The 7095-nt window shown below is 71.8% G+C and carries 6 protein-coding genes; 2 read left to right on the forward strand and 4 right to left on the reverse strand.

Annotation, left to right across the window (positions count from 1 at the left end):
* Window positions 1-53: 53 nt before the first annotated feature.
* Window positions 54-1745 carry a flavin monoamine oxidase family protein gene (locus GUY60_RS31635; RefSeq protein WP_161704092.1) on the forward strand — a complete coding sequence of 564 codons (1692 nt, stop codon included), beginning with the start codon at window positions 54-56 and terminating at the stop codon, window positions 1743-1745.
* A gap of 52 nt (window positions 1746-1797) precedes the next feature.
* On the opposite strand, the gene GUY60_RS31640 is transcribed toward GUY60_RS31635, so the two are convergent.
* The 4 genes from GUY60_RS31640 to GUY60_RS31655 form a co-directional block, all read right to left on the reverse strand.
* A complete protein-coding gene (locus tag GUY60_RS31640; RefSeq protein ID WP_161704094.1) occupies window positions 1798-2730 on the reverse strand; it encodes a TIGR03619 family F420-dependent LLM class oxidoreductase in 933 nt (310 codons plus the stop codon).
* Between the two features lie 85 nt (window positions 2731-2815).
* Window positions 2816-3532: a DUF5995 family protein gene (locus GUY60_RS31645; protein ID WP_161704096.1), complete on the reverse strand. Its 717-nt coding sequence runs from the start codon at window positions 3530-3532 to the stop codon at window positions 2816-2818.
* A gap of 104 nt (window positions 3533-3636) precedes the next feature.
* Window positions 3637-5070, reverse strand: coding sequence for a uracil-xanthine permease family protein (locus GUY60_RS31650; protein ID WP_161704098.1), 1434 nt, complete (start codon window positions 5068-5070; stop codon window positions 3637-3639).
* 107 nt (window positions 5071-5177) lie between these two features.
* A complete protein-coding gene (locus tag GUY60_RS31655) occupies window positions 5178-6380 on the reverse strand; it encodes an MFS transporter (protein ID WP_161704100.1) in 1203 nt (400 codons plus the stop codon).
* Window positions 6381-6485: 105 nt separating this feature from the next.
* On the opposite strand from GUY60_RS31655, the gene GUY60_RS31660 reads away from it, so the two are divergent.
* A partial coding sequence (locus tag GUY60_RS31660) for an ROK family transcriptional regulator (protein ID WP_161704102.1) occupies window positions 6486-7095 on the forward strand: 610 nt, incomplete at its 3' end.

Below are 7095 nucleotides of genomic sequence, written 5' to 3' on the forward strand. Positions count from 1 at the left end.
GCCGCACCCCTCCCCTTCACCACCCCTCGTTCCGCGCAAGGAGTCCGTACCCCATGACGTCCACGGTGCCCAACGCCGTCCAGCACACCGACGCCCAGCCGCCGATCACCATGTTCGGTCCGGACTTCCCGTACGCGTACGACGACTATCTGGCCCACCCGGCCGGGCTCGGGCAGATACCCGCGACCGAGCACGGCCAGGAGGTCGCCGTCATCGGTGGCGGGCTCTCCGGCATCGTCGCGGCGTACGAGCTGATGAAGATGGGCCTCAAGCCCGTCGTGTACGAGGCCGACCAGATCGGCGGCCGGCTTCGCACCGTCGGCTTCGACGGCTGCGACCCCTCGCTGACCGCCGAGATGGGCGCGATGCGGTTCCCGCCGTCCTCGACGGCGCTGCAGCACTACATCGACCTGGTCGGCCTGGAGACCCGGGCGTTCCCCAACCCCCTTGCCGCCGGGACCCCTTCGACCGTCGTCGACCTCAAGGGCGAGTCGCACTACGCGGAGACCGTCGACGACCTGCCGCAGGTGTACCGGGACGTCATGCACGCCTGGAACGCCTGCCTGGAGGAGGGCGCCGACTTCTCCGACATGAACCAGGCGCTGCGCGAGCGGGACGTGCCGCGGATCCGGGAGATCTGGGCGAAGCTCGTCGAGAAGCTCGACAACCAGACCTTCTACGGCTTCCTCTGCGAGTCGGAGGCGTTCAAGTCGTTCCGGCACCGCGAGATCTTCGGCCAGGTCGGCTTCGGTACCGGCGGCTGGGACACCGACTTCCCCAACTCCATCCTGGAGATCCTGCGGGTCGTCTACACCGAGGCCGACGACCACCACCGCGGCATCGTCGGCGGCAGCCAGCAGCTCCCGCTGCGGCTCTGGGAGCGCGAGCCGCGAAAGATCGTGCACTGGGGCCTCGGCACCTCGCTGAGCAGCCTGCACGAGGGCGCCCCGCGTCCCGCCGTGACCCGGCTTCACCGCACCGCGGGCAACGGCATCACGGTCACGGACGCGAGCGGCGACATCCGTACGTACCGTGCGGCGATCTTCACCGCGCAGTCCTGGATGCTGCTCTCCAAGATCGACTGCGATGACTCGCTCTTCCCGATCGACCACTGGACCGCCATCGAGCGGACTCATTACATGGAGTCCTCGAAGCTGTTCGTGCCGGTCGACCGGCCGTTCTGGCTGGACAAGGACGAGGTCACCGGGCGGGACGTCATGTCGATGACGCTCACCGACCGTATGACGCGCGGCACTTACCTCCTCGACGACGGCCCGGACAAGCCCGCCACCATCTGCCTCTCGTACACCTGGTGCGACGACAGCCTGAAGTGGCTGCCGCTGTCCGCGAACGAGCGGATGGAGGTCATGCTGAAGTCGCTCGGCGAGATCTATCCGAACGTCGACATCCGCAAGCACATCATCGGCAACCCGGTGACCGTGTCCTGGGAGAACGAGCCCTACTTCATGGGTGCGTTCAAGGCGAACCTGCCGGGCCACTACCGCTACCAGCGCCGCCTGTTCACGCACTTCATGCAGGACCGGCTGCCCGAGGACAAGCGCGGTATCTACCTCGCGGGCGACGACATCTCCTGGACGGCCGGCTGGGCCGAGGGCGCCGTCACGACCGCGCTCAACGCCGTGTGGGGTGTCATGCACCAGTTCGGCGGCACGACGGACGGTACCAACCCCGGACCCGGCGACCTGTACGACGAGATCGCGCCGGTCGAGCTGCCGGAGGACTGAACGTACGGGTGAGGGGCGGGAGTTCGCCCCGCCCCTCACCGGTCGCCCGGCCTCAGACGCCCGCCGCGCGTGCCGCCTCGTACACCGCCGCAGCGACGTCCATCAGCTCCTGCGCGTCGCGGGTCCCGCTCTGCAGGTCGAGGAGGAAGTCGTCGATGCCGCTGGCCCGTACATGGGCCACCAGGTCCTCGACGATCTGGTCGACGCTGCCCTGGAACGGCCTGCGGCCCGTGCCCTCGTACGGCTTCGGGGTGTACGCCGCGTTGGCCCGCACCGTCGCCGTGAGTGGGCGGGTCCGGTCGCGTTCGGCGGCCAGGTCCCGCAACTCACCCCAGGAATCGGCGAGTTGGCGGGCGCCCATGGCCACGGGGAGCCAGCCGTCGGCCCGGTCGACGAGGCGGCGGGAGGCGCGCGGGCCGGACGCGGCCAGGAGTACCGGGACGGGCCGGGCGGGCTTCGGGCCGACCTCGGAGGGGGCGATCCGGGTGAGCGTGCCCTCGTACGCGACCGGGTCGGGGCCCCAGACCGCGCCGCACACGTCGAGCAGTTCGTCGAGGGTCGCGCCGCGCTGGGCGAAGGGGGCGACCGACTGGGCCGCGTACTCGTCGTGGGACCAGCCGGTGCCGAAGCCGGCGGTGACGCGGCCGCCGCTCGCGACGTCCAACGTGGCGAGGGCGCGGGCCAGTTCGAAGGGTATGTGCAGCGGCGCGACCAGGACGCTGCTGCCCAGGCGGACCCGTTCGGTGGCCGCGGCGGCGAGCGTCAGGGAGATCAGCGGATCGGCCACGGAGCGGTAGTGCTCGGGCCAGGGGAGTCCGTCGATCCCGTACAGACCCTGAGTGGCGGGGGTCGGGAAAAGCACCCGCTCGAAGACCCACAGGCTGTCGTACCCGATGCCCTCGGCGGCCCTCGCCACGGCCGGGATGTCGCGGCCGATGTCGTACTGCCTCATCTGCGGAAGACCGAGTCCCAGCCTGGTCACCATCTGACGTGCCTCCTTGTACGAGCCCGGAGCGGCCGGCGTTCGCGGCGCCGACTGGTGTCCCGTACAGCTAACGCGCCTCGGGGGCTCAGCGCCAGGGGGTCAGCAGACAGTGGCCGACGAGGCCCACCCCGGCGTCCGTCCGCTGGGTGAACTCCTCGGCGAGGTCCGGGAGTTGACGGAGTCCGAAGAGTACGCGGGCCGTCGACCAGGCGGCGTCCCTGGCCCGTTCCAGGTTCCAGCCGCCGAGCAGGTGGGCCAGTGGGTCGGCGATCAGGAGCAGGTCGGGGCCGCCGGGCAGCAGGTCCTCGTGGATGCGCTCCTCCAGGGTGCCGAGGAGGGCGCCGACGCGGTCGAACTCGCCCTCCAGATCGGCCGGTTCGCAGTCGAGGGCGTGGCAGGTGTCCACCACGGCGAGCGCGAGGTCGTGCCCGACGTGCGCGTTGATGCCCGCGAGGGCGAACTGCAGCGGCCGTACGCCGGGGTGGCGCCGGTACTGGAACACCGGGCGCCAGGACGCGGCGGGGCGGCGCCCGTTGCGTACCGCGTCCACCACCGCGAGGTAGCGCTCCGCGCACCGGAGTTCGAGGGGCGAGGCGGGCCGCAGGTCGGGCAGGGCGCTCTGCTCCGCCTGTTCGGTGACCGCCAGATAGAGGCGGTGGAACACGCCGACCCCGTCGGTGAGCCCGTCGGTGAGCCCGTCGGTGACCTCGTGGGCGGGCGGCCGGTCGCCCAGCTCCCGCATCCGCGCGCGCACCGTGTCCGCCGCGGCCGTACCGGTCCTGATCTGCCCCAACTGCGCCATGCCCGCAGCGTGACAGGCGGACGCCGAAGCGACGCCCGCCGGGCCGTGAGCTTCCCCGAAACGGGGTAACGGCCGGGCGGGAGCCGGGGTTTGTGGGACAGGTGCTACGACTTTGTGGTGGGCGGCGGGGTGCCCCCGTCGACGGTCCCCGCGGCGCTGTCCGCGTCTGTGTCGTCGTAGCGCGAAGTGCCCTCGTCGAGCAACGGCTCCTGCGACTTGAGGTGTGCGGGCGCCATGGCGCGCAGCGCGTGGTAGCCGGTGATGACGACGAGGGTGCCGAGGGCGATGCCGCTCAGCTCGAACGTGTCGGTGAACTTCATCGACACATTGCCGACGCCGATGATGATGCCCGCGGCGGCCGGTACGAGGTTCAGCGGATTGCGCAGGTCGACCTTGGCGTTTATCCAGATCTGCGCGCCGAGCAGGCCGATCATGCCGTACAGGATCACCGTGATGCCGCCGAGCACACCGCCCGGGATCGCCGCCACGATCGCGCCGAACTTCGGGCAGAGGCCGAAAAGCAGGGCGAATCCGGCCGCCGCCCAGTAGGCCGCCGTCGAGTAGACCCGGGTGGCCGCCATGACGCCGATGTTCTCGGAGTACGTGGTGTTGGGCGGGCCGCCGACCGCGGTGGAGAGCATCGAGCCGACACCGTCGGCGGAGATCGCGGTGCCGAGCTTGTCGTCCAGGTTGTGGCCGGTCATCTCGCCGACGGCCTTCACGTGCCCGGCGTTCTCGGCGATCAGGGCGATCACGACCGGCAGCGCGACGAGGATCGCGGACCACTCGAAGCTCGGCGCGTGGAACGACGGAAGCCCGATCCACTCCGCCTTGCCGACGCCGGACAGGTCGAGCCGCCAGTGGTCGACGGCCTCGGCGCCGCCCACGGTGGAGTGGATTTTGCCGAAGACGCGGTCGAGGACCCAGGAGAGCCCGTACCCGAAAAGCAGCCCGAGGAAGATCGCGATACGGGACCAGAAGCCGCGCAGGCACACCACGGCCAGACCGGTGAACAGCATCACGAGCAGCGCGGTCCACTGGTCCTGCGGCCAGTACGTGGTCGCCGTGACCGGCGCCAGGTTGAAGCCGATCAGCATGACCACGGCGCCCGTGACGATGGGCGGCATCGCGGCGTGGATGATCCGGGCGCCGAACTTCCGCACGGCGAGACCGGCGAGGAATAGCGCCGCGCCGACCACGAACACGGCACCCGTGACCGCCGCGCTCGACCCGCCCTGCGCGCGGATCACGGCGGCCACGCCGACGAACGACAGCGAACAGCCCAGGTAGCTGGGGACGGTGCCGCGGGTCGCGAGCAGGAAGATGACCGTGGAGACACCGGACATCATGATCGCCAGGTTGGGGTCGAGCCCCATCAGGACGGGCGCCACGAACGACGCCCCGAACATCGCGACCACGTGCTGCGCGCCGAGCCCCACGGTGCGCGGCCAGGAGAGGCGCTCGTCGGGGCGGACCACGGCGCCCGGGGCGGGGGTGCGGCCATCGCCGTGGAGTTTCCAGCGGACGCCGAGGTTCATGGCCGGGGTTCACTTTCTGTACATGGATTGAGCTCGGCCAATGGTAGGTGCCGGTTCGCCGCGCCCGCGCCCGCGCCCGCGCCCGCGCCCCGAGCCGGGGTGGCCGTCTATCGCCCTGCGGGCTCGTCCTCAAATGCCGGACGGGCTGAGATTTGCCCCCGTCCCCGCAGTACGCCCGCGAACACCACAAGCCCGAACGCCAGCGCCGTCACAAGCCCGAACGACGCCACCAGCGACGTCGCGTCCGCGATCGCGCCGATCGCCGACGGAGCGATCAGACCCGACGTGTACGTGATGGTCGCGACGCCCGCGATCGCCAGGCTCGGGTTGTCGGCGGACCGTCCGGCCGCCGCGAACGCGAGCGGCACCACGACCGCGATGCCGAGCCCCATGCAGCCGAAACCGGCCATCGCCTGCGCCGGATGCGCGGAGGTCACCACGAGCACCCCGCCGAGGGTCGCGAGCACCCCGCCCGCCCGTACCGTCCGCACCGCGCCGAACCGGTCGACCACCTTGTCGCCCGCGATCCGCGCCACCGCCATCGTCAGCGCGAACGCCGTCGTGCAGGCGGCCGCGAGCCCCGCCGAGGCCGCCAACTCGTCCCGCAGGTACACCGCCGACCAGTCCAGGCTCGCCCCCTCCGCGAACACCGCGCAGAAGCCCACGAGTCCGATGAGTACCGCGGACCTCGGCGGCAGCGCGAAGCGCGGCGGCGGCTCCGCGTCCGGGGTGGAGCGCAGGTCCAGGACGCCCTGGCAGAAGACCAGGCCGAGCACGGTGAGCACGGCCGCGGCCAGGGTGTGGTGCAGCCGGGCGTCCGCGCCGAGGTGGGCGGCGAGGGTGCCGGCGGCCGAGCCGATCAGGGCGCCCATGCTCCACATGCCGTGCAGGCCGGACATGATCGAGCGGTCGAGCCGGTTCTCCACCTCGACGCCGAGCGCGTTCATCGCCACGTCCGACATCCCGGACGTGGCCCCGTACACGAGGAGCGCCGCGCAGAGCGTGACCAGGTCCGGCGCGAGCGCGGGCAGCACCAGGGAGAGCGTCCACAGCGCGAGCAGTCCGCGCAGCGCCGCGCGGGCCCCGAAGCGGTGACTGACCCGGCCCGCGAGCGGCATCGCGAGCGAGGCGCCGATGGCCGGGAAGGCGAGGGCGAGCCCGAGCTGCCCCGCGCTCACCCCCGCGTGCTCCTGGATCCACGGGACCCGCGTCGCGAACGAACCCGTCACCGATCCGTGCACACAGAAGACGGCGGCCACGGCGTACCGGGCCGCCCTCAACTGCCGTGCGCTGTAGTCAGGTTGGCTCATCTCTCGACCCTTCCCCGGGGAGCGTGTGCGCGCATCGCCGCCGTAAACTATCAGGGACCCTGCCTGATAAATAGGCCGGTTCGAGACGTCTGGAAGGATCCCGGCATGCCCGCATCCCCGAGCACGGCCCGAGCCATCAACGACCGGACGGCGCTGCGCCTGCTCCAGGAGCAGGGCCCGTTGACGGCGGGTCAGCTCAAGCAGCGCACCGGCCTGTCCCGGCCGACCGTCGCCGACCTGGTCGAACGGCTGCAGGGCGCCGGGCTCGTCACCGTCGTCGGCGAGGCGGGCGCCGAACGCCGGGGCCCCAACGCCCGGTTGTACGGAATCGTCGCCGACCGCGCCCATCTCGGCGCCCTCGACGTACGCACCGAGAGCGTCCGCGTCGCTGTCGCCGACCTGCTGGGCACGGTGCTCGCCGAAGCCGTACTGAGCGTCGACCCCACGCTCAATGCCGAGGCCGCCGTCGACCAGGCCGTGGCCCTCCTGGAACGCACCGCCCGCGAGGCCGGGGCGGACCGGCTGCACAGCGTGGCCGTCGGCGCGCCGGGCCTGATCGACCCCGGCACCGGTGAACTGCGGGACTCCGGCGGACTCCCCGCCTGGCACCGCAGCCTCGTCACCGCCCTGCAGCGGGAACTCCCGACGGCGGAGCCGGGGGAGCGGGTGCCGGCCGAGCGGATATCGGTCGGGCGGATATCGGTCGGGCGGGGGC

Origin of the sequence: Streptomyces boluensis (genome assembly GCF_009908195.1) — a bacterium.
Lineage (GTDB): Bacteria > Actinomycetota > Actinomycetes > Streptomycetales > Streptomycetaceae > Streptomyces > Streptomyces boluensis.